Source organism: Nonomuraea sp. NPDC048916 (assembly GCF_040649575.1).
Lineage (GTDB): Bacteria > Actinomycetota > Actinomycetes > Streptosporangiales > Streptosporangiaceae > Nonomuraea.
The window spans coordinates 1-352 of sequence record NZ_JBEZFS010000333.1; the positions used below are offsets into that span (position 1 = coordinate 1).

Below are 352 nucleotides of genomic sequence, written 5' to 3' on the forward strand. Positions count from 1 at the left end.
CGGCCTCCGGTGCCCAGGCGATGTCGGCCCTGACCGCGACCCGGGCCACCGCCGGCAAGCAGGTGGACGGCGGCAAGAACGACACGAAGTCGAAGGACGAGAAGAAGCGCGCCGAGGTCACGGCGAAGCTCCAGAAGGTCTACGACGGCACGAAGAAGGACGTCGAGGACACCCTGTCCGGCCTGGACAAGAAGGTGGACTCGGCGTTCACGGCGGGCGAGAAGTCGGCGCGGGACGCGTTCACGGCGGACCACAAGAGCCGGATGAAGAAGTACAAGGACAAGCGGTACTCGGGCCTCATGGGCAAGGGCCGCTGGGTCAAGGACAAGTTCGCGGGCCTGCCGAAGGAGGC

General features: G+C 67.0%; 1 protein-coding gene. It reads left to right on the forward strand.

From position 1 onward, the window contains the following. Positions 1 to 20: 20 nt before the first annotated feature. A partial coding sequence (locus tag AB0C16_RS41100; protein ID WP_357691660.1) for a hypothetical protein occupies positions 21 to 352 on the forward strand: 332 nt, incomplete at its 3' end.